Source organism: Mycobacterium paraffinicum (assembly GCF_001907675.1).
GTDB lineage: Bacteria > Actinomycetota > Actinomycetes > Mycobacteriales > Mycobacteriaceae > Mycobacterium > Mycobacterium paraffinicum_A.
The window spans coordinates 42,459-62,351 of sequence record NZ_MPNT01000030.1 but is presented as its reverse complement, the minus strand read 5'-3'; the positions used below and the strand labels follow the sequence as shown (position 1 = coordinate 62,351).

The following is a 19,893-nucleotide window of genomic DNA, read 5'->3' as shown; positions in this document are numbered from 1 at the left end:
CTATGACTCCTGATCTACCCATCCGCATCGGTGTGCAACTCCAACCTCAGCACGCGCCGCAGTACCACCAGATCCGTGACGCGGTGCGCCGCTGCGAGGACATCGGCGTCGACATCGCCTTCAACTGGGACCACTTCTTCCCCTTGTACGGGGATCCCGACGGCGCGCACTTCGAATGTTGGACCATGCTCGGGGCCTGGGCCGAGCAGACGTCGCGCATTCAGATCGGCGCGCTGGTCACCTGCAACTCCTACCGGAACCCCGAACTGCTGGCCGACATGGCCCGGACCGTCGACCACATCTGCGACGGCCGGCTCGTGCTGGGGATCGGTTCGGGCTGGAAACAGAAGGACTACGACGAATACGGCTACGAGTTCGGCACCGCCGGCAGCCGGCTGGACGACCTCGCCGGCGCGCTCCCCAGGATCAAAGCGCGGCTGGCCAAGCTGAACCCGCCGCCGACCCGCGACATCCCGATCCTGATCGGCGGAGGCGGGGAGCGTAAGACGCTGCGGCTGGTCGCCGAATACGCCGACATCTGGCACAGCTTCACTTCGGCCGACGAATTACCGGCGAAATCAGAGGTCTTGGCCCGGCACTGCGGCGACGTCGGCCGCGACCCGGCGAGCATCGAACGCTCGGCCGCCGTGCAGGACCGCGGGGGGCTGGTCGAAAACGCCGAGAGGCTCGTCGGCCTCGGTGTGACGCTGTTGACGGTGGCGTGTGATGGTCCGGATTACGACCTGAGCGCCGCGGAAGCGCTGTGCCGGTGGCGCGATAGTCGCTAAGGCCTTTCGCCGCAAGATTCCTCCGTCAAACGCCGGAAAATACGAGCCCCCGCGTGAGAAACTTCTCGCGCTAGTTCGCCGAACCCGGTTTGAAAGAGACTCAACAACGAATGCCGAAAAAATACGGGGTCAAAGAAAAGGACCTGGTTGTTTCGCACATCCTGCACCTCTTGCTGACCGGAAAGCTGCGTAGCGGCGACCGCGTCGATCGCAATGAGATCGCGCTGGGGCTGGGCGTAAGCCGCGTTCCCATTCAAGAAGCGTTGGTGCAACTCGAACACGACGGCATTGTCTCCACCCGCTATCACCGGGGGGCGTTCGTGGAGCGCTTCGACGAAGCGACCGTTCTCGAACATCACGAACTCGAGGGCCTGCTCAACGGCATCGCCTCGGCGCGAGCGGCCACCAGTCCGACCCCGCGGATCCTGGGTCAACTCGATGCCCTGATGCGCTCGCTGCGCACCGCCAAGGATTCGCGGGCCTTCTGCGACATCGCGGCGGAATACCGGCGCACGATCAACGACGAATATGCCGGCCCCCGGTTGCACGCCACGATCCGCGCTTCGCAGAACCTGGTGCCCCGGGTGTTCTGGCTGATTTATCAGGGCAGCCGCGAAGAGATCCTCCCGTTCTACGAAGAGGAGACGTCCGCGATCAACCGGCGCGACCCCGAAGCCGCCCGGGCCGCGTGCGTCGGACGCTCCTACCTGATGGCACAGACCATGCTCGCCGAACTTTCCAGGCGGAGAGTGTTCACCGCACCCGACGACGTGGGTCCCGTGGTGCCGGAACCACTCGACGTAATCACCGACGCCGAGGCAGTGGGCGCCGAGCCGTCGCTGGCGATCTAGGGCACGCTGACCCGACGGAGCCGCCTGCCGGTCGATACGGTGGCAGGGATGAATGCGCGCGCGTTCCGACGCACCCAGCGCCGCGGGAGGCTGTTCGGACTGGTCGCGACGACGGTGTTGGTGTGCGGCATGGCATTAGGGGGCCCGGCCGGGCCCGCGGCTGCCGACTGGAACCAATGCGCGCCGTCGGGCGTGGAGAGCGCAAGGGCCTTGCCCGAGGACCTGACCGAGAGCCAGCCCACGCCCCAGGCAGACCGGGACACGACGAACTCCGTCGAACCACTCACCTCGGTCGACGTCGGCGCACTCGGCCTCGGCACACCGGGCGTGCTGACGGTCGGCACCCTGTCGGACGCCCCGCCCAACATCTGCATCAACCCGACCGGTGAATTCAGCGGCTTCGACAACTTGCTCCTCCGCGCCATCGCCGACAAGCTGCATCTGCAGCTCCGCTTCGTCAGTACCGACTTCTCCGCTTTGCTGGCCCAGGTGGCGTCCCGGCGTTTCGACGTGGGCTCGGCGTCGGTGAAAGCGACCGACCAGCGCCGCCGCACCGTCGCGTTCACCAACGGCTACGACTTCGGCTTCTACTCCCTCGTGGTGCCGCCCGGCTCCCCGATCCACAAGTTCAGCGACCTGGCGGCGGGCCAGCGCATCGGCGTGGTCCAGGGCACCGTCGAGGAGTCCTACGTCGTTGACACCCTGCACCTGCAGCCGGTGAAGTACCCGGGCTTCGCCACCCTGTACGCCAGTCTCAAGACCCGCCAGATCGATGCCTGGGTGGCGCCGGGAACCCTCGCCGCGACGGCCGTTCGGCCCGGCGACCCCGCGGTGACTGTCGCGAACACTTTCAGCCCAGGCAATTTCGTGGCCTATGCGGTCGCCAAGGAGAACAGGCCGCTGATCGATGCGCTGAACTCGGGGCTGGACGCGGTGATCGCCGACGGCACCTGGGCCAGGCTGTACTGCGACTGGGTGCCGCGCACGCTGCCGCCCGGCTGGAAGCCCGGGTCGAAAGCCGCGCCCGTCCCGAAGCTGCCCGACTTCGCCGCAATCGCCGCGAGCCAGCACCGCACCACGACGGGTCCGGCCGCGCCCAAATCGGCCCTGGCTCAGTTGCGCGATTCCTTCTTCGACTGGGAGATGTACCGACGAGCGATCCCGGTCCTGCTCACGACCGGTCTGCCCAACACGCTGATCCTGACCAACAGCGCCATCGTGATCGGCCTGGCGCTCGGGATGGTGCTGGCCATGGCGGGCATCTCGCACCGGCGCTGGCTGCGCTGGCCGGCGCGGGTGTACACCGATATCTTCCGGGGCCTGCCCGAAGTGGTGATCATCCTGCTGATCGGGATGGGCATCGGGCCGTTGGTCGGCGGGCTGACCAACAAGAATCCCTACCCCCTCGGTATTGCGGCATTGGGACTGATGGCCGCCGCCTACATCGGCGAAATCCTGCGCTCCGGAATCCAAAGCGTGGACCCCGGTCAGTTGGAGGCCGCCCGCGCGCTGGGATTCAGCTACACCACCGCGATGCGGCTCGTTGTGGTGCCACAGGGAATCCGGCGTGTGCTGCCCGCATTGGTCAATCAATTCATCGGGCTGCTCAAGGCATCCGCGTTGGTGTACTTCCTCGGCCTGATCGCCGATCAGCGTGAGCTTTTCCAGGTCGGCAGAGACTTGAATGCCCAGACCGGGAGCCTGTCGCCGTTGGTGGCCGCGGGCCTCTTCTACTTGATATTGACGATTCCGTTGACGCATCTGGTGAATTACATCGACGCGCGTCTGCGCCGCGGCCGCGGCACCCCCGACCCGGATGACAGTTCTGGCATGCTCACGACGACGTTCGGCCAGGAGATCACGTGAACGCGGGGCCCACGCCAGTGTCGCTGGCCGCCAAAGACATTCATCAAACCCTCGGCGGCAACAAGGTGCTGCGCGGCGTCGATTTCGAGGCTCCCGCGGGCACCACCGTCGCCGTCATCGGCCCGTCCGGGTCGGGCAAGTCGACGTTGCTGCGCACCTTGAACCGGCTGCACGAACCCGACAGCGGTGACATCCTGTTGGACGGTCGATCGGTGTTGCGCGACGATCCCAACGAGCTCCGCCAGCGCATCGGCATGGTGTTCCAACATTTCAATCTCTTCCCGCACCTCAGTGTGCTCAAAAATGTCGTGATGGCGCCGCGCAAGTTGCATCGCCTGCCCGCCGACGAAGCCCGCGACCTGGCCCTGGCTCAACTGGAGCGAGTTGGCCTGAAGCACAAGGCCGATGCACGACCCGGCATGTTGTCCGGCGGCCAACAGCAACGGGTTGCGATCGCCCGCGCGCTGGCCATGGCGCCGCAAGTGATGTTCTTCGACGAGGCGACTTCTGCGCTGGATCCCGAAATGGTGAAAGGGATTCTGCAACTCATCGCCGACCTCGGCGCCGACGGCATGACAATGATCGTGGTCACGCACGAAATGGGATTCGCCCGCTCGGCATCCGACACGGTCGTCTTCATGGACCGGGGCAAGGTCGTGGAATCCGGTCCCCCGGAGCGGATTTTCGAGGCCGCGCAGACGGAGCGTTTACAGCGATTCTTGTCGCAAGTACTTTGACCGTGCCACCACCACTGATTAGTAGCCTTAGCTACCTTGTACCCGCCTGATATCGCGTTAGACTCCCCGTTTATGGCGGACAGCGAATCCACCGCGGCCGATGTGACCGAGCTTGCGGAAGGCTTGCACCGTGCGCTGTCCAAATTATTTTCGATTCTGCGTCGCGGCGACCCGAGCGGCGCTGCCGCGGGAGAACTGACGCTGGCGCAACTGTCGATTCTGGTGACCTTGCTGGATCAGGGTCCGATCCGGATGACCGACCTGGCGGCCCACGAACGCGTGCGGACTCCCACCACCACGGTGGCGATCCGCCGGCTGGAAAAGCTCGGTCTGGTGAAGCGCTCTCGGGATCCGTCCGATCTGCGGGCGGTGCTGGTCGACATCACCCCGCGCGGACGGGCCGTCCATGGTGAATCCCTGGCCAACCGGCGCGCCTCGCTGGCGGCGATGCTCAGCCAACTTCCCCCTGCTGACCTGGACACCCTGATGCAGGCGCTGGCTCCGCTGGAGCGGCTGGCCTCCGGCGAACCGGCCGCTGGACCCGCGGGTGAGCCAGCTGCCGCTAAAGAGGCGTGAAAAGGCCAGCCAGACAACGGCTTTCCCGGAACCCGTAGACTGCGTTACATGCCAACTGCACTCATCACCGGCGCGGGCGGCGGCCTCGGTGCCGCGATCGCCACAGCACTGGCCCCCACCCACACGCTGCTGCTGGCCGGCCGGCCTTCCGACCGGCTCGACGCCGTCGCGGAGCGGCTCGACGCGACGACCTTTCCGCTGGACCTGACCGACCCGTCCGAGATCGAGGCCACCTGCGAGATCGTGGACGAACTCGACGTGCTGGTGCACAACGCCGGCGTCTTTTTCCCCGGTCACGTCGCGGAGTCCAACGTGGACGAGTGGCGCGCCACGTTCGCCGTCAATGTGCTTGGGCCGGTGGAACTTACGCTGGTGCTGCTGCCGGCCCTGCGACGCGCACGTGGGCAAGTGGTCTTCATCAACTCCGGTGCGGGGCGCAACGTCTCACCCGGGATGGCCTCTTACTCGGCGAGCAAGTTCGCCTTGCGCGCCTTCGCCGACTCGCTGCGCGCCGACGAACCGCAACTGCGGGTGACCACCGTCTATCCCGGCCGCACCGACACCGACATGCAGCGGGAACTCGCCGCATTCGAGGGCGACCCGTATGACCCCGCGAAGCTTCTCAAGCCGGAAACGGTCGCGGCCACCGTCGCCAACGTGGTAGCCACTCCCCCGGACGGCCACGTCCACGAGGTCGTGCTGCGGCCCGCAGGCCGCTAGACGACAAGGTTGACCAGCCGTCCGGGGACGACGATCACCTTGCGCGGATTGGCGCCCGCCAGGAAGGCCTGGACCTTCTCGTCCGACAACGCCGCGGCTTTCAAGGTGTCTTGATCGGCATCGGCGGCGACCACCACGCGCCCCCGCACCTTGCCGTTGACCTGTACCGGGTATTCGACGCTGTCGTCGACCAGGTAGGCGGGGTCGGCCTGCGGGAACGGGCCGTGCGCCAGCGACGCGGTGTGGCCTAGCCGCAGCCATAGCTCCTCGGCCATATGCGGGGCCAGCGGCGCCAGCATCAGCACCAGCGGCTCGACCGCCGCGCGCGGCACCGCTTCGCGGTGCTCCTTGGTCAGGTGGTTCGTGTATTCGATGAGCTTGGCCGCGGCGGTGTTATTCCGCAGCGCCGCATAGTCTTCCGAGACTCCTGCGATGGTGCGGTGCAGCGCTCGCAGGGTGCCGGTATCCAGGCCTTGCTGACCGGCCCCATCGACCACCCGCGTCGCGCCGGTCTGCTCGTCGACCACCAGCCGCCACACACGTTGCAGGAATCGGTGCGCCCCGACAACGTCCTTCGTCGCCCACGGGCGGGAGGCCTCCAGGGGGCCCATCGACATCTCGTACACCCGCAACGTGTCGGCGCCGTACTCGTCGCAGATCTCGTCGGGCGATATCGAATTCTTCAGGCTCTTACCGATTTTGCCGAATTCCTGGAAGACCTCGATCTCGCCGCTGGGAGCAGGATAGAAGAAGCGGCCGCCGCGCTCGACCACCTCGTCGGCCGGCACATAAGAGCCCCGCGAGTCGGTGTAGGCGAAGGCTTGGATATACCCCTGGTTGACCAGCCGGCGGTACGGCTCCTTGGAGCTGACGTGTCCGAGGTCGTATAAGACCTTGTGCCAGAACCGCGCGTACAGCAGGTGCAGCACCGCGTGTTCGGCGCCTCCGACGTACAGGTCGACACCGCCGGGATCCCGTGGGCCGTGCTCGTCGGGCCGCGGGCCCATCCAATATTCCTCGTTCTCCTTGGCACACAACCGTTCCGAGTTGTACGGATCGGTGTAGCGCAGTTCGTACCAAGAGCTGCCGGCCCACTGTGGCATCACGTTGGTGTCGCGGGTGTAGGGCTTGAGGCCGTCGCCAAGGTCCAATTCGACGTGCACCCACTCGGTGGCCTTGGCCAGCGGCGGTGACGGCTCGCTGTCGGCGTCGTCGGGATCGAACAGCACCGGCGAGTAGTCCGGCACGTCGGGCAGCTCGACCGGCAGCGCGGCTTCGTCGAGCGCGTGGGCACGGCCATCACTGTCGTAAACGATCGGGAACGGCTCACCCCAGTAACGCTGCCGAGCGAAAAGCCAGTCTCGCAGCTTGAATTCGATCTGCGCCCAGCCGCGGCCATCCGCCTCCAGGTGAGCGGTGATCGCTTCCTTCGCCGTCGCCACGTCCATCCCGTCGAGGTAACCCGAGTTGACCAGCACACCGTCGCCCGGATAGGCAGCTTCCGAAACATTGCCGCCCGCAATGACTTCCACGATAGGAAGCCCGAATTGGTGGGCGAAGTCCCAGTCACGCTGGTCGTGGCCGGGTACCGCCATGATGGCGCCCGTCCCGTATCCGGCCAACACGTAGTCCGCGATGAAGATCGGCACCGGCTCGCCGTTGGCGGGGTTGGTCGCGTAGCTGCCCAGGAAGACGCCGGTCTTCTCCTTGCTCTCCTGCCTCTCGAGATCCGACTTCGCCGTGATCGCCTGTCGGTAGCCGGCGACGGCCTCCCCCGGCGTCGCGGCGCCGTAGGTCCACCGCGGGTCGGTGCCCTCCGGCCAGCTCGCGGCAACCAGGCCATCGACCAGGTCGTGCTCGGGCGCCAGCACCAGGTAGGTGGCACCGAACATCGTGTCCGGTCGGGTGGTGAAGACTTCGATGTCGACAGTCTCGCCGCTGATGTTGCGCGCCGAGAACAGCGCCCGGGTGCCGGTGGAGCGCCCAATCCAGTTGCGCTGCATGGTTTTGACCGGTTCCGGCCAGTCCAGGAGTTCCAGGTCGTCGAGCAGCCGGTCGGCATACGCGGTGATCCGCATCATCCACTGCCGCAATCGTTTCCGGAACACCGGGAAGTTCCCGCGGTCGCTGCGACCGTCGGCGGTCACCTCTTCGTTGGCCAGCACCGTGCCCAGGCCCGGACACCAGTTGACCATCGAATCGGCGCGGTACACCAACCGATGGCTGTCGATCACGTCAGCCCGCTCCCCCGCCGACAACGCAGACCATTCGCGTCCATCTTCGAGCTGCCTTGCCCCGGAATCGAATTCCGCGATCAAGTCTGCGATCGGGCGGGCCTTGTTGGCCGCAGTGTCGAACCAGGCGTTGTAGATCTGCAGGAAGATCCACTGCGTCCACTTATAGAACTCGACGTCGGTGGTCGAAAAGCTGCGCCGGCTGTCGTGGCCGAGACCCAGCCGGCCGAGCTGACGGCGGAAGTTCACGACGTTGGCCTCGGTTCGGATGCGCGGATGAGTGCCGGTCTGCACGGCATACTGCTCGGCGGGCAGCCCGAAGGCATCGAACCCCAACGCGTGCAAGACGTTATGCCCGGTCATCCGGAAATAGCGGGCGTAGACGTCGGTAGCGATGTAGCCCAGCGGGTGGCCGACGTGCAGTCCCTCCCCAGAGGGGTAGGGAAACATGTCCTGCACAAACAACTTGTCGGCGGGAATGGGGGTGCCATCCGTCGGGGCCAAGGATCCGACCGGGTTGGGCACGTTGAACGTGCCCAACTTCGCCCAGTTCTCCTGCCACGTGCTTTCGATACGGCCCGCCAGCGCCGCGGTGTAACGAAATTTCGGCGCGTCGGGGTCCGTCTGGACGGCACCGGGGTTGCTCTCGGCGGCGGTGGTCGGGGATTCGGTCACCTGAACAGGGTATAAGGGAGCCCCAGCCCGCCCGCCGGGCCACAGGATGGTCTCGGTTCCGTTGCGCACCGATCAGGGGTTCATCCCAGGTCGATTTCGAGCCTATTCACGGGCTTTGACCTGTAGTTACAGTCGGCCTCTGACAAGCCTGCTGGCAGTGCGCCATTGGAAGGACCGAGGCAGATGATTGAGATCGTCCCCGCCCGCCGTGCGCTCCTCGGGGGTATGGTCGCCGGACTGATCGCCATGGCGGTTGCCACGGGCGGCAACGCGTCGGCTGACCCCGTGCTTCCTGCGCCATCGCCTGGTCCCGCCCTCCCCGCGCCGCAGAACGCCACCGTCGCACCCGGGCAGGTGCCCACCAACCGGTTCGTCGCGACCCCGCCCGCGTCGAACCCGGCTGCCTCGCCGACGGCACCCGGCGCACCCGTCCCGGCTGCCACCGCGCCCACCGCGCCGGTACCACCCGCCGCCTCCGGGACGATCCGTGAATATCTGCAGTCGAAGGGGGTCAAGCTCGAGGCGCAGAAGCCCGAGGGGCTCAAGGCGCTCGACATCACCCTGCCGGTGCCGGCCCGTTGGACCCAGGTGCCCGACCCCAACGTGCCCGACGCGTTCGCGGTGATCGCCGACCGACAAGGCAGCAGCATCTACACCTCGAATGCCCAGGTGGTGGTGTACAAGCTGGTCGGCAACTTCGACCCCCGCGAGGCGATCAGCCATGGCTACGTCGACAGCCAGCAGCTCCTGGCCTGGCAGCCGACCAACGCCTCAATGGCGGATTTCGGCGGCTTCCCGTCGTCGATTGTTGAAGGCACATACCGCGACGGCGACATGATGCTGAACACCTCCCGGCGCCACGTCATCGCCACCTCCGGGCACGACAAGTACCTGGTGTCGCTCGCGGTGACCACCGATCGCGCGGTCGCCGTCGCCGACGCACCCGCCACCGACGCCATCGTCAACGGCTTCCGGGTGACCGTTCCCGGCGACCCGGTCCCCGCGCCGGTCCAGACCCCGGCGGCCTCGCCGGTCGGGTTGGCCCCCGCCCCGGCTCCGGCCCCGGTCGCGCAGGTGCCCCCAGTCGCGCAGGTGCCGGCCACGGCTCCGGTCGGGCAGGTACCGGTTACCGCTCCGCTCGGGCAGGCGCCCGCGGTGGCTCCGCTGCGGCAGACATCGGCCACGGCTCCGACGGGCCTGCCGGTGCAGGCGCCCATGCCCAGCCGCCAGCCCACGCCGAACCTCTTGACTCTGGTTCCCGGCCTGCCACCACTGCCCAATTTCTCGTTTCTGCAGCACTAAGCGCTGCCGCGGCTCCGCTGGAGCCGACTGAGCGAATCGGCGGCCGGGCTCGTATTGTGAGGCCATGCTGATTGCGGGGGTGCTGTGCGTGTGCGCGGCGGTGGCTTCGGCCGGGTTCGGAACGTGGTCGCTGGCGCGCGGCCAGAATGTCGCTCCCACCGCGTTGGCGCTGCGGTCGGTGGCCCCAGCCCAACTGGCGGCCGCGATCATGTTGGCGGCCGGTGGGGTGGTGGCGCTGGCAGCCCCGCCGCACACCGCCCTGGTGGTGTTGATCGTCTGCGTCGCCGGCGCCTTCGGAACGGTCGCCGCGGGGTCGTGGCAGAGCGCGCGTTTCGTGCTGCAGCAGGAAGCGGCGACGCCGGCCTGCACCGGTGCCTGCTCCGGCTGCACGCAGTCCTGCCACTGAGCGAGCGGGGTGAGCCCCCGGCGTGGGGGAGGGGCGTTAGTTGCGGCTGAGGTCGATCGGATGGGTCGCAAGCAATGACAGGGGCAGCGGCTGGCGTCGCAGCACCTGCCCCCACAGGTCGGACCTCGCCCCGACGAGAACGTCAGATGGCAAGGCCGACAAGACAATCCAGTCGTCGCGTTCGATCTCGCCTTCCAGCTGACCGATGGTCCAGCCGGAGTAGCCGGCGAAGATTCGCACCCCCTCCACCACGGGAGCGATGGTGTCGGGGTCGGCGTCGAGGTCGACCATCACCACCCGGCCGGCCACGTGCCGCAGACCGGCCACGCCCTGGGGATCGGCGCCAACCCGCAGTGTCGCCAGGCAGAGGGCCGCGTCACGCTTCACCGGGCCGCCGATGAACATCGTCTTCGGCTTGGCCGCCAATTTGGTCCACTGCGGCAGCACGTTGTACACAGCCGTTTCGCTGGCGCGGTTGAGCACGACTCCCAGGGTGCCGCCGTCGTTGTGCTCGACGATGTAGATGACACTGCGCCGGAACGTCGGCTCGAAAAGATCGGTGTTGGCAAGCAGCAATGTCCCAGCCCGCACCCGCTGCGCGGCCGGCGCGACATAGTCTTCTGGATCCTCGGGCGGCGGCACCCCACCATCATCGCATCCAGCACTTGCCGGCCGGGGGAATCAAGCGCGGGACGCGAATATTTGTACTGTTGGTAAATCGGCTCGGCAGTGACGAGCTTGCTAGGCCCAATCGTGGAAGTCGGTTTTGTGATCCAATCCCGGATGCACTCAAGCGCACCCGTCGAAATCTGGCGGTCGGTGCGCAGTTTGCCGGACTTCTGGCGGCTGCTGCAGGTGCGCATGGCCAGTCAGTTCGGTGACGGGCTGTTCCAGGCGGGTCTGGCCGGGGCATTGTTGTTCAATCCGGACCGCGCCGCCGATCCGATGGCCATCGCGCGCGCGTTCACCGTGCTGTTCCTGCCTTACTCGCTATTGGGCCCTTTCGCCGGCGCGTTGATGGACCGTTGGGACCGGCGGCTGGTTATCGTCGGTGCCAACGCCGCCCGTCTCATCCTGATCGCGGCGATCGGCACAATCCTGGCGGTCAGAGCCGGCGACCTGCCGCTGCTGTTGGGCGCGCTGTTCGCCAACGGCCTGGCCCGGTTCGTCGGCTCCGGGTTGTCGGCGTCCTTGCCGCACGTCGTGCCCCGCGAACAGGTCGTGACGATGAACGCCGTGGCCAACGCGTCCGGAGCCATCGCCGCGTTCATCGGCGCCAACTTCATGCTCGTGCCCCGGTTCGTGTTCGGAGCCGGGGACAAAGGCGCCTCGGCGATCATCTTTCTCACCGGCGTCCCCGTCGCCGCCGCATTGCTGCTGACATTGCAGTTCGGATCCCGCGTGCTGGGGCCGGACGACACCAAAAGGGCAATCCACGGACCGGTTTTCTACGCCGTGGTCACTGGCTGGTTGCACGGCGCGCGCACGGTGGCGCAGCGGCCCACGGTTGCCGCCACCCTGTCTGGCTTGGCCGCCCACCGCATGGTGATCGGCATCAATTCGCTGCTGGTCTTGCTGCTTGTCCACCACATGAGAGACCCGCAGGGCGGGGGATTGGGTGCCGCGCTGGTGTTTTTCGGTGCCGCCGGCCTCGGGGCGTTCCTGTCCAACGTGCTGACTCCGCCGGCGGTCCGGCGCTGGGGGCGCTACGCGACGGTGAACGGTGCGCTGGCGGCGTCGGCGGTCATCGAGGTCGCGGGAGCGGGATTGCTGCTGCCGGTGATGGCGGTGTGCGGCTTCTTTCTCGGAGTGACCGGGCAGATGGTGAAGCTGTGCGCCGACTCCGCGATGCAGATGGACGTCGATGACGCCCTGCGCGGGCACGTGTTCGCGGTGCAGGACGCGCTGTTCTGGGTCGCGTTCATCGCCTCCATCACGGTGGCCGCGACGCTGATCCCCGCCGACGGCCACGCGCCCGCATTCGCCTTGATCGGCTCGGGGCTCTACCTGGCCGGACTGGCCATGCACAGTTTTCTGGGCCGACGCGGCGACCCGGCGAATAATCATTCCCCAGCGAGGCCGACCGACGAGCCGAGGCAATGATGGCGGGTCCCGAATCGATCGTGGCTGACCTTCGCGCCGAGAGCGACGACCTTGATGCCCTGGTCGCGCCGCTGCCGGCCGACCGCTGGGCCGACCCGACGCCCGCGCCCGGATGGTCCATCGCCCACCAGATCGGCCACCTGTTGTGGACCGACCGCGTCGCACTGACCTCGGTCACCGACGAGGCGGGCTTCGTCGAGGCGCTGAAGGCCGCGGCCGCCGACCCGGCGGGCTTCGTCGACGCGGGCGCCGAGGAATTGGCCGCTCTAGCGCCGGCCGAAATACTCGCCGACTGGCGGGCCACCCGCGGACGGCTGCATGCCGAGCTGCTGATGGTGCCCGCGGGACGCAAACTTCCCTGGTTCGGGCCGCCGATGAGCGCGGCCTCGATGGCTACCGCGCGGCTGATGGAGACGTGGGCTCACGGGCTGGATGTCGCCGATGCGCTGGGGATCAAGCGGGCCGCCACCGATCGGCTGCGGTCGATCGCTCACCTGGGAGTGCGCACCCGCGACTACGCCTTCTCCGTCAACAACCTTCCCGCCCCCGCCGAGCCTTTCCTGGTCGAGCTGCGCGGACCCGGTGGCGACACCTGGGCCTGGGGATCGCCGGACGCGACGCAGCGAGTCACCGGTTCTGCCGAAGACTTCTGCTACTTGGTCACGCAGCGGCGCCCGCTCAGCGCCCTCGACATCACCGCGGATGGGCCCGATGCGCAGCGTTGGCTGGAAATCGCACAAGCCTTCGCGGGCCCGCCCGGCGCCGGTCGATGAGCGCGCGTGCGCGCGAAGAGAGCCGGCGCCCCTCCCACCACGCGCCGGTCGATAAGCGCGCCTGCGCGCGATTAGTGGAGCGGCCCGCCGTAATTCGCCCGGTTCTCGGCCTCGGCCTCTTCGCGTAGCGCCGAGATCGCGAGGTTCAGCCGGTCGGCCAGCTCCCCGTGCGCATATCCGGTCATCACGCCGGGGTGCAGAGTCAGCTTGAGCAGCCGGCCGTCAGAATTGGCCACCGCATGGATATCCCCGAGATCGACGCTGTAGGTGACGGCCTCAGCCTGGGCTACGAGGGCTTCCCACTTATCGGCCGCCTCGCTCAATTCACGAAGAACTGATTCGACGAGGTCCTTGTCGCTGAGATTCGCGCGACCGCCCGAATCCGACACGATCACAGTATGTCGACCCCTCCAACCAGCGTCAATTCAAACTCGCAGGTTGCCAAAGCACCTCGCGGCGGCGCTATGCGGCGGGCGTTTGGGCGGCGAGTTTCTGGTACCAGGCGAGGTGATAGTTCGCCGAAATCGAGTCCCCGCTGGCGATGCCTTCGGTTGCGGCCATCAACAGACACTTGAGTAGGAGGGTCGGGTTCACGGACGGGTATTGGACCAACAGCTGGTAGCGCGCCGTATCAAGGTGCACCCGCAGCACGTCGACCTCCTGGTCGATGATGACGGCTTCCGTGGCAGCGGCGTCCGCCAGCCTTTGCACAATGCGGGGGAGTCCGTCGAACCGGCGCGTGGTCTGGCTCAGCACTTCGCCCAGGCCCTCGATCGGGGGCAGCTCCCGCGGCTCGACCGACGACTTTGTCGTGGCGAAGTCAGCCGAGCGGTGCAGCGAATCACCGGGAGCGTAGGTCACCACGCGCGCCGCGTCGCCGATCAACGTGGCGATCCTGCCGGTCCGGCGCTCGGGTTCCAGCAACCGCACACCGGCCGGAAGGTTGATACCCGCCGGTATCCAGCCGTGGGCCAAATCCGTCACCAACACGGTCGTGCCGTCCGGAAGGTCGCCGACCGCCCAATTCAGCCGCGGCTCCTGGCGGACCACGAACTCGAGGAAGCGATTCAGCCGGTCCAAGTCGAAACCCGTTGTGATTACGTCCTTTTCGGGAGGTCGGCCGGGAACTCCCCGAGGGGGCTGCGGTTCATCGTGCGCGGCCACGGGCTCGTCCACGACAACATGGTGGCGGCCACTGTCCATCGTGTCGTCGGCGACCGGTTCGGGCTCGGTGATCGCGGGAATGACCTGCGTCTCCTCGATCGAAGTCGCCGCCGCGGCGGGTTCCGGCTCCCGGGCTGGCCGGACCTCGTCCGATGCCCGTTCCGGGACTTCCAGATCGACGTGGTGGCGACCATTGCCCACAGGCTCCCAATCCGCCGCCGACGCCGCCCCGGCAGGCTGGTCTACAACCGGCCCGACCTCCGTCAACGCGGGAAGGGCCTGCGTCTCCTCCGTCGAACCGGGCTCCGCTTCGTCCTCGTCGAACTGGTGGCGGCCCGGGTCGTCGAGGAGGGGTGGAAGCTCCCAGTCCGCTGCGGGCGCGCGCTCGACCGGCTCATGGGCGACTGGCTCGACTTCGGTGATCGCGGGGATGATCTGCGTCTCCTCGATCGCGGTCACCGCGGCGTCGGCGTCCGGCGTCCACTCCGGCGCGGCCTGGTCCGGTGCCGGCTCCAGCGCCTCCACCTGCGGGGGATCCTCGGGGGCGGACTGCCGATCGGGCTCGACGCCCTCGGCTGGCGCTTCGATGACATGCTCCATGCCCGTCACGCTCGGGATGACGTGTGTCGCCTCCGTGTCCGGCGGTTCGGGGGCGGTGGCCACCTCTGCAGCGATCTCTCGTGCAGGCGTTTCATGTTGCCGCCCGCGCTCGAGCGCATCGGGGTGCGGCACGGCTGGAGGCGGCCTGTCGACTCGCCAGCGCGGCTTACGCGCCGTCCTGGTGGGCGCTTCGGAAGGCCTGGCGCCACTAACCGCAGGAATGATTCGGGTCTGCTCCATGTCCGGTGACGGCGGTTCGGCCAGCTGCCGGCGTGGATATCCGGCGCTCACCCCGCTCTTTGCCGCGTGCAGCTGGCGCATCGTCGACTCGACTCGCCGCACGGCGCGGCCACGCGCCTCATCGATGACGCGGGCTTCTTCCGCCTGGCGGGGCAAGTCAGCCAAGCCGGCACGCTTGATCATTTTCAGCTGCTCGTTCGCGCCGTCGGCGATTCGCTGCAGGTCGGCTTTGAGATACTCTGCGAGCGCGGCATTTTCGACGGTCGTCGTCGACAGCTCGGTAGGCCAAAGCCCACCGATCACCCACGGGGTGCAATCGATGGGAGAGCTGAAAGCCGGCATCGCCAGTGATTCCCGGGTAGCTCTCCGGAGGCGCTGACGCGCCGTCATCCGACCGAAGATCGCCACCGGTTAAGCGTACCGGTATCTGATGAATGGCTTATTCGGCGAGTGAATTGTGCAGGCCTGACGGCCTGGGTAGCGTGGGGACATGGCTGAATCTGCACTGCAGCAGCAACTCGACGAAGTGCGTGCTTTACTCGCCCGCGCGCGAGAGTTGTTCGGCCCCAACCCCGTAGAGCCGCCCACCGACATCGCTCCAGATCCCGAGGCGGCCAAGACGTGGCTGCTATAGCGGTCGGCTAGATCGCCCTGTTGCGGCGTCGCAGTTTGTGTGCCAGTAGCTTCTCGATCGCCGCGTCGAGGTCTCGCGGGGTCGGAACCTCAGCCGAGGGGGTGTGTCCGGCCGCCACGATCTCGTCGCGAATCTCCAGCAATGCCTTGAGGCATGAGACGTCGGCGGTGAGCAGAATGCCTCGTGCCAGCGTCTCGGCGTCGGTCTCCATCGCCTCTTCGCTCAGCGCCACGCTGTGCATGTAGCCGCCGCGGCAGGAGCGGACGAGGATGTGCCCACTCGGATGAACGGTGTCAAAAGCGGGATTCGCGTCCGTCATCGACCGCGGTCAGCGATGCTGCCGAGGTTGCGCGCCGCATCCTGCTCGTGCCGTTCCCACATCGTCGCCGATGCCGTCAGCTTGTCCGCCAGGTCGGCGTGGTCCGCGGCCTGTTGCTCGTAGCACTGGCGCCTGAGCTCGAGCAGTTCCCGTCCGGCGTCGCGCAGTTCTCCGAAGACCGGCCCGAGCGAATCTAGGCTTTCCTGGATCGCCTCGTGCGACGAAGGAATCGTCCTCAGGTAGTCGGAGGTCTCCTGGTGGCGCGCAGCGGCTTGACGCAAGTGCGCGGGTACCACATGGATCGAATCTGCCATCCGCTGTCTCCTGTTCCCGGCCGCCGGCCCAGACCGGCGGGATCACAATTGTCAGGTGGTCGACGAGGTCGCCGGCCGCGTGGGTGTCGGTGTATCGGGTCTCGTCGGCGAGGTCACGGCTGCGGCCGACGCCGGCGGATGCTCCCAGCCTAGAAAGCTTGGCCCGGTCACGGTGGCGATGTCCTGAATTTGGCCGTCGAGAAGCGCCTTACCTGGACCGAGGGCAAGCGCATGGCGATCGACGAAGATTCCGATATCCGCCGGGCTTATCTGCGCCGGATCGATCGGGCTGGTGACCGCGGAGCCCGGCGGCGGAATCGTTATTCCTTGCTGTTGGAATGCATCTGGTATGGCAACCCCGCCGACCGCGGCTTTGATCGCTGCTGCCAATTGGGGGCTGGCGGCGGTCACCGTCTCGCCGTCGGGCAGGGTCACCGTGGTGGGGCCGGTCGGCGGCGATTCATCCTCGGCCGGGGCCGCACCCCGACCGTCATCGTTTTGGTCGCCCGACTCCTCCGCCGAAGGTTCGGTCTTGGGATCGGGGTGCTCGGAGGGGTCCAGCGGGCCTTCCTCGTCGAGGCCTCGCAGCTCCGGATCCGTTCGGTCCTCGTCGCCCAGTCCGGGAAGTGGCAACCCACTCGGTGTCGCACCGAGACTCGGTAGCCCCGGGGCGAGGCTGGGCATCGGCGGCAGCACGGGAGCCATAGGCGCGGCCGGAGCGGTCGCGGCCTCCGGCGTTCCCGCGCCCGATAGGTCATCCGTCGCCAGACCCGGGTCATCGGCCAACAACGAATCCAGCAGTGGATCCCAGTCCGAGTCCTCCGTCGGCGCCGTGGTTTCCGCATCGGTGCCGACCGCGCGGGCCGCGGCGCGCTCGTCGGGACTCTTGGATGCGTCGTACAGCGATGTCCACGCGGCCATCAGCGCCGACTTCGACGTGTCGTCCAGGCGCGCGTTGAGGACCACCGCGCGAATGTCCCGGAGCTTGCCGATCAGGAAGCGCTGGAAGTCGCGGGCTCCGGCGGGGGTGTCGAGGTCCGATCGCGCTCGTACCGCGGCTTCGGTGTCTTGTTGCAACCTGGTCAGCGCTTGGCTGCCTTCGACCGCATTGAGATGGGCGTTGAGGATAGCCGTGATCACTTGCATATCCAGCTGAGAGCTCGCCGAATTCTGGTGGGCGAGGGCAGCTTCGGCGTGCGCGATGGCTTCCGCCGCCTCGCCCCTCTCCCGATCGGGTGGAGCCGCAAGTTGTTGGCGGATCTTGTCCGTGATCGCCTGGAGTTGTTCGGGCCGTGTCGTCGGGGTGATCACGGCGGCCAGCTCGTTGGGCGACAGGCCCGCCTGCCACGCGTTCGGATCACCGGTGCGATCCCGGACATCTTTCACCGCGGCAAAAAGCTCCTCGTGCGCCGACATCAGCTAGGCGACCGCCGTCGCAATTCCGTGCGGGATGCGTTGCGACCTCTCCATGCTCGACGACCGTACCCAGGTGTGGCATCCTCGACAATTCACCGTGCCGTGGGGTTGTGGACGGCATTGCGACTGTGCCTTTTTAGCCACTGTCAGCGGTGTACTGCACCCGAAGTGATTCCAGCACAGCCTTTTTCGCTCGGCTGAGTTCGCGCGCACCCTCGATGACGGAGGCGATCTCGCGCTGTTTGTCCAGCAGGAAGCGGTGAAACTCGCGAGCGCCCATCGGCGTATCGACGGCGAGGTTCGCCTGGTGCGCGGTGGCGTGGTTGAGCTGCTCGGCGATGGCATCCAGTCGCCGGGCACCCTCGCGCATAGCGGCATGCGCGCTGGAGAGGACGTCCGCCAACACCCGGTCGGCGTCGGCCACCGTGCCGTGCTGGTCGGCGAGCGCCGACTGCCGCGCCTGTATCGCGGCTACCGAAGGTCCGCCTTTTTCCGTCATCGGCTCACCCTGTTCGTCATAGCGGTCGGCGAATAGCGACGTTGGGACCCAGCGGGCTGATCCGCACCGAGGCGCCCGAGTAGGGCGCTTCGACTACCAAATTGTTGCCGATGGCCAGCTGGACGTGTCCGGCGTGCGGGAAGACAAGGTCACCGGGCCGGATCTGTGAGCGCGGCACCGGTATCCCATCGTTGATCTGCTGATAAGTGGTGCGGTCCAAGTGAATTCCCGCCTGCGCATAGCTCCACTGGACCAGCCCAGAACAATCGAACTGGTCTGGCCCCGTCGCGCCCCACACGTAAGGACGGCCCAGACGCGACAGCGCGGCGCGCACCGCGATGGCGGCGCGCCCGGTCGGACCCGCTCCAGCGGCGCGGCGGCGCCACAGTTGGTAGCGCAGGGCCCGCAGTTCGGCGAGGCGTCGGCGGGCCCGAAGCCGGGCCGACACCACGTGGGCATGCTGCGCCCGCAGTCGTGCCGCGCGGCGGCGCATCGCTTCGCGCTGGGCCATCGGCGTCGCCGGAACGACGGCCGGCTCGGCGCGGGCTTCGTCGAGGACGTTTCTGGTCAGCTCGCGAGCCTGAGCCCGGTCCCGATCGGCGCCGGCGATGACGTCCGCCATGGCTGCGTCCGTGCCCGCGGCTGCCGCGAGACGTTGCCGGCTGTGCTCCGCGGCAAGTCGGTAGCCGCCGCGAGCCAATCCGTCGTTCAGCCCGGCCGCACGCCGCAGCACGGCGTGGTGGTGCGCGGTGCCCGGATCGAGCGGCGGCCGCCGCGTGCCGCCGGCGAACATGTCATGAGCGCGGCTGAGCAGCTCGACTTCGCTTTGGTTCACTGCACCTCCTTGCCGTGTTCGCCCGACTCGACGGCGTCAACGAAGGCGCGCACGCGGGGGAGCGCCCCCGGCGGGATAACCCCCCGATTGCGGATGTCCCACATCTCGTCGACGTCGACACCGACCAACGTGGCGATGATGGCCTCGGGCAAAGCCGACTCTGCGCACGCCCGGTCGAACCGGGCGCTCAGGCTGGTCGGCATCCGTTTCAGCAGGGCGGTCCGCGTCGCCTCGAGGGCTTGGAGATGTTCCATCAGCCGGCCCGTGGAGTCTGCGCCGGCATTCACCGCGACCCGCCAGGAGCCGGCCGCCAGCATCTCTGCCTTCACGCACTGAGCGATCACAGACAGAATATACGTCTCATATTCGTTTGATGTTGTCGCAGGCAATCGATCGATGACGGATTTGAGGGCCTCGAGCTGAGCTTCGGCATATCCTTCCAGCACTTCGGCGTCGCTGTGCCGGTCCACGACCACGGGCCCGCTACGCCTGGCGGGGACGGCAGCGGGAGGCTGGGCGGCCATCACGCGGGCCAGTTCCGCGTCCGGATCGGCCGCCACCAGCAGCCGAGAATAGGTACCCGGCGGCAAGCCCAGCCCGTTCTCAACCTTCTGAACTGTACTTTTGTGCGGCTTGCGGGCACCGCGCTCCATGAAGCTCAGCCCCATGATGCTGACACCGGTCGCGGCGGCAAGGTCGGCTAGGGACCAGTCACGTGACTCTCGCAAAGCGCGGATGGCCGCGCCGGCCGATTCACGGCTCACCGCGCGCTCCGGCCATAGGCCGGATACTACACAGCCGATACCGTATCGCTATGTATATACGTTTTTGTCTCGTTTCT

Annotated in this window: 21 protein-coding genes; 11 read left to right on the top strand and 10 right to left on the bottom strand. The window is 67.4% G+C overall.

Annotated elements, in window-relative coordinates:
* Positions 1-2: 2 nt before the first annotated feature.
* The 6 genes from BRW65_RS24380 (at position 3) to BRW65_RS24355 (ending at position 5,538) form a co-directional block, all read left to right on the top strand.
* Complete coding sequence (locus BRW65_RS24380) at positions 3-788, top strand: LLM class F420-dependent oxidoreductase (RefSeq protein ID WP_073878974.1); 786 nt, start codon at positions 3-5, stop codon at positions 786-788.
* Positions 789-898: 110 nt separating this feature from the next.
* Entirely contained in the window at positions 899-1,639 is a 741-nt protein-coding gene (locus BRW65_RS24375) for a GntR family transcriptional regulator (protein ID WP_073878972.1), read from the top strand.
* 48 nt (positions 1,640-1,687) lie between these two features.
* Positions 1,688-3,505 (top strand): ABC transporter substrate-binding protein/permease, encoded by a 1,818-nt coding sequence (locus BRW65_RS24370; RefSeq protein ID WP_073878970.1) that lies wholly within the window; start codon positions 1,688-1,690, stop codon positions 3,503-3,505.
* A complete protein-coding gene (locus tag BRW65_RS24365) occupies positions 3,502-4,242 on the top strand; it encodes an amino acid ABC transporter ATP-binding protein (RefSeq protein ID WP_073878968.1) in 741 nt (246 codons plus the stop codon). The genes BRW65_RS24370 and BRW65_RS24365 overlap by 4 nt, the downstream gene beginning before the upstream one ends.
* A 72-nt stretch (positions 4,243-4,314) precedes the next feature.
* The gene (locus BRW65_RS24360) at positions 4,315-4,818 is read left to right on the top strand and encodes a MarR family winged helix-turn-helix transcriptional regulator (protein WP_073878966.1); all 504 of its coding nucleotides are present in this window, start codon (positions 4,315-4,317) and stop codon (positions 4,816-4,818) included.
* Positions 4,819-4,866: 48 nt separating this feature from the next.
* On the top strand, positions 4,867-5,538 hold the full coding sequence (locus BRW65_RS24355; RefSeq protein ID WP_073878964.1) for an SDR family oxidoreductase: 672 nt from the start codon (positions 4,867-4,869) through the stop codon (positions 5,536-5,538).
* Here BRW65_RS24355 and leuS read toward each other — a convergent pair.
* Positions 5,535-8,447 carry a leucine--tRNA ligase gene (gene leuS, locus BRW65_RS24350; RefSeq protein ID WP_073879009.1) on the bottom strand — a complete coding sequence of 971 codons (2,913 nt, stop codon included), beginning with the start codon at positions 8,445-8,447 and terminating at the stop codon, positions 5,535-5,537. The two genes, BRW65_RS24355 and leuS, sit on opposite strands and share 4 nt — an antisense overlap.
* 183 nt (positions 8,448-8,630) lie before the next feature.
* Between leuS and BRW65_RS24345 the strand changes: the two genes are divergently transcribed.
* Positions 8,631-9,749 (top strand): LpqN/LpqT family lipoprotein, encoded by a 1,119-nt coding sequence (locus tag BRW65_RS24345; RefSeq protein WP_073878962.1) that lies wholly within the window; start codon positions 8,631-8,633, stop codon positions 9,747-9,749.
* 64 nt (positions 9,750-9,813) lie between these two features.
* Complete coding sequence (locus BRW65_RS24340; protein WP_073878960.1) at positions 9,814-10,155, top strand: hypothetical protein; 342 nt, start codon at positions 9,814-9,816, stop codon at positions 10,153-10,155.
* A 36-nt stretch (positions 10,156-10,191) separates the two neighbouring features.
* Here the strand turns inward: BRW65_RS24340 and BRW65_RS24335 are convergent, their stop codons facing one another.
* Positions 10,192-10,797 carry a YqgE/AlgH family protein gene (locus BRW65_RS24335; protein ID WP_067280019.1) on the bottom strand — a complete coding sequence of 202 codons (606 nt, stop codon included), beginning with the start codon at positions 10,795-10,797 and terminating at the stop codon, positions 10,192-10,194.
* A 141-nt stretch (positions 10,798-10,938) separates the two neighbouring features.
* Here BRW65_RS24335 and BRW65_RS24330 point away from each other — a divergent pair, with 141 nt between their 5' ends.
* Both BRW65_RS24330 and BRW65_RS24325 read left to right on the top strand, forming a co-directional pair.
* Positions 10,939-12,258, top strand: coding sequence for an MFS transporter (locus BRW65_RS24330; protein ID WP_073879007.1), 1,320 nt, complete (start codon positions 10,939-10,941; stop codon positions 12,256-12,258).
* The gene (locus BRW65_RS24325) at positions 12,258-13,031 is read left to right on the top strand and encodes a TIGR03084 family metal-binding protein (protein WP_073878958.1); all 774 of its coding nucleotides are present in this window, start codon (positions 12,258-12,260) and stop codon (positions 13,029-13,031) included. The genes BRW65_RS24330 and BRW65_RS24325 overlap by 1 nt, the downstream gene beginning before the upstream one ends.
* A 71-nt stretch (positions 13,032-13,102) precedes the next feature.
* Here BRW65_RS24325 and BRW65_RS24320 read toward each other — a convergent pair whose 3' ends face one another.
* On the bottom strand, positions 13,103-13,423 hold the full coding sequence (locus tag BRW65_RS24320; protein ID WP_432206451.1) for a DUF2710 family protein: 321 nt from the start codon (positions 13,421-13,423) through the stop codon (positions 13,103-13,105).
* 70 nt (positions 13,424-13,493) lie between these two features.
* Positions 13,494-15,443: a DUF5631 domain-containing protein gene (locus tag BRW65_RS31870; RefSeq protein WP_244168187.1), complete on the bottom strand. Its 1,950-nt coding sequence runs from the start codon at positions 15,441-15,443 to the stop codon at positions 13,494-13,496.
* Positions 15,444-15,525: 82 nt separating this feature from the next.
* Here BRW65_RS31870 and BRW65_RS31865 point away from each other — a divergent pair, with 82 nt between their 5' ends.
* Positions 15,526-15,669 carry a hypothetical protein gene (locus BRW65_RS31865; protein WP_167374087.1) on the top strand — a complete coding sequence of 48 codons (144 nt, stop codon included), beginning with the start codon at positions 15,526-15,528 and terminating at the stop codon, positions 15,667-15,669.
* A gap of 7 nt (positions 15,670-15,676) precedes the next feature.
* Here BRW65_RS31865 and BRW65_RS24310 read toward each other — a convergent pair whose 3' ends face one another.
* From BRW65_RS24310 to BRW65_RS24285, 6 genes are all read right to left on the bottom strand, one after another.
* On the bottom strand, positions 15,677-15,988 hold the full coding sequence (locus BRW65_RS24310; RefSeq protein ID WP_067279683.1) for a DUF2694 family protein: 312 nt from the start codon (positions 15,986-15,988) through the stop codon (positions 15,677-15,679).
* A complete protein-coding gene (locus BRW65_RS24305; RefSeq protein WP_073878956.1) occupies positions 15,985-16,302 on the bottom strand; it encodes an ESX-1 secretion-associated protein in 318 nt (105 codons plus the stop codon). The genes BRW65_RS24310 and BRW65_RS24305 overlap by 4 nt, the downstream gene beginning before the upstream one ends.
* Before the next feature lie 51 nt (positions 16,303-16,353).
* Positions 16,354-17,718, bottom strand: coding sequence for a DUF4226 domain-containing protein (locus BRW65_RS24300; protein ID WP_073878954.1), 1,365 nt, complete (start codon positions 17,716-17,718; stop codon positions 16,354-16,356).
* Positions 17,719-17,854: 136 nt separating this feature from the next.
* Positions 17,855-18,217, bottom strand: coding sequence for a DUF4226 domain-containing protein (locus tag BRW65_RS24295; protein ID WP_073878952.1), 363 nt, complete (start codon positions 18,215-18,217; stop codon positions 17,855-17,857).
* A 16-nt stretch (positions 18,218-18,233) separates the two neighbouring features.
* A complete protein-coding gene (locus tag BRW65_RS24290; RefSeq protein WP_073878950.1) occupies positions 18,234-19,052 on the bottom strand; it encodes a C40 family peptidase in 819 nt (272 codons plus the stop codon).
* Positions 19,049-19,816, bottom strand: coding sequence for a helix-turn-helix domain-containing protein (locus BRW65_RS24285; protein ID WP_073878948.1), 768 nt, complete (start codon positions 19,814-19,816; stop codon positions 19,049-19,051). The genes BRW65_RS24290 and BRW65_RS24285 overlap by 4 nt, the downstream gene beginning before the upstream one ends.
* Positions 19,817-19,893: the final 77 nt, after the last annotated feature.